Here is a 2,084-nt window from a genome sequence, read left to right on the forward strand (position 1 = left end):
CCAGAGGATTTACTAGCACCACTCATAAAACACCTTATCCATGAAAATAATATTCCGGCTTCAGAGATTGATGATGTGATCATTGGTAATACAGTGGGACCTGGTGGAAATATTGCACGTAATGCTTTATTAACAGCAGGTTTACCCTACACGGTACCTGGTGTGACTGTCGACCGTCAATGTGGATCTGGGTTAGAAGCAGTGAACCAGGCTGCCCGTATGATTCAAAGCGGAGCAGGTCATATTTATTTAGCAGGTGGAGTTGAAAGCACTAGTCGAGCACCTTGGCGAATGAAAAAGCCAACCTCGCTTTATTCCTATCAACCGCCGGAAATTTATATGCGTGCTCGTTTTTCACCAGACAGTATAGGCGATCCAGATATGGGTATTGCGGCTGAAAATGTTGCAGAGAAATATGGGATTTCTCGCAAAGCACAAGATTTATTTGCGCTAGGCAGCCATGAAAAGGCTGTAAAATCTCAACGTGAAGGACGATTCACCGATGAAATAGTACCGATCACGGTTCAGTATGGTAAAGAGTCAATCATTATTAGTGAAGATGAATGTCCACGAGCCAATACGAGCTTTGAAAAGTTACAGCAGTTATTGCCTGTATTTAAAAATGATGGTGTTGTAACAGCAGGAAATGCATGTCCTATCAACGATGGTGCAGCGCTTGTATTAATAATGTCTTTAGAAAAATGCGAGGAACTAGGAATGCAGCCACTAATGAAATTTATTGATGCGCAAGCAGTTGGTGTAGACCCAAATTATTTGGGCATAGGTCCAGTATCTGCCGTCAATCAACTCCTTGCAAGGCATGACCTAACAGCCGATGATATCGATATAGTTGAGTTTAATGAAGCATTCGCCTCTCAAGTATTAGCATCCATTCAAAGTCTAGGCATTCCGCAATTAAAGGTCAATCGTGGTGGTGGTGCCATTGCCATTGGCCATCCATATGGAGCATCAGGAGCGATTTTAATGACCAGACTCTGTGCAGAGATGAAACGGCAGCCATTTATGAGAGGACTTGCAACCCTTGGCATTGGGGGAGGACTTGGGCTAGCCACATTAGTTGAACGATTTTCGAAGGAGTGAAGCCTTCCATTTTCATTAACAGTTTCGTATATAGTGAATAAGCTATTCACTATGATTTGTGTGTTAAATGCTCAACGCTAGTAAATGGGATACTGAGGGTTTTTAGAGGAGGATCCAGGATGTTAACAGGGAAAGTGGCATTAGTGACAGGAGCTAGCCGGGGAATTGGACGAAGCGTAGCATTACGTTTAGCAAGAGAAGGAGCAGCTGTAGGTGTCAATGGAACAAATCCTGAAAAAGTTGCACAAGTCGTATCAGAAATTCATACATTGGGTGGGCAGGCTATTGGGATCTGTGAGTCTATAGCATCAGTGTCCAGCGGTGAAATAATCGTCCCTCAGCTAATGGACGCATTTGGTCAGTTGGATATATTGGTGAACAATGCTGGCATCGTGCGTGATAAAAAATGCATCAATATGTCGGCAGCTCAATGGCAGGATGTGATAGACGTTCATTTAACGGGTACTTTCGCTTGTACAAAGGCAGCGATAAATGTTATGAAGGAACGCGGTCAAGGCGGATGTATCATCAATATGACGTCAACTGCTGGTTTATTAGGTTCAGTTGGTCAAGTGAATTATAGTGCAGCAAAAGCGGGAATCCTCGGTATGACGTGGACTTTGGCAGAAGAGCTGAAAAAAGACCATATTCGGGTCAATGCGATTTCTCCTGCAGCACTCACTGATATGACAAAGTCTGTTATTGAGTATATTCAAGCTAAATGTACTGCGAATAACGAAGTATTTCCACCCTTTTGGCAAGTAGGCACAGCAGATGAAGTGGCACATCTTATATATTTATTAACGACTATCGACGATTCGGAATTAACAGGCGAAGTATTTGGTGTGAACGGCTCGAAAATCAGTGTTTGGGAGAAGCCTAAACAAAGAATGCTCTCAAATGATCAGGGGCTAACTGCAGATATGCTCCTAGCAAAATGGCATGCACATCGTGACACAACTACTGATTAAAGAAGGTTTCCA

The 2,084-nt window shown here is 43.0% G+C and carries 2 protein-coding genes; both read left to right on the top strand.

Annotation, left to right across the window (positions count from 1 at the left end; genetic code table 11):
- On the top strand, positions 1-1,101 hold a 1,101-nt coding region (locus tag AC1DUW_RS26790), incomplete at its 5' end, for a thiolase family protein (RefSeq protein WP_477643925.1).
- 119 nt (positions 1,102-1,220) lie between these two features.
- Entirely contained in the window at positions 1,221-2,072 is an 852-nt protein-coding gene (locus tag AC1DUW_RS26795; RefSeq protein ID WP_083450834.1) for an SDR family NAD(P)-dependent oxidoreductase, read from the top strand.
- Positions 2,073-2,084 lie beyond the last annotated feature (12 nt).

It is taken from the genome of Peribacillus sp. P4_C12 (assembly GCF_056402095.1).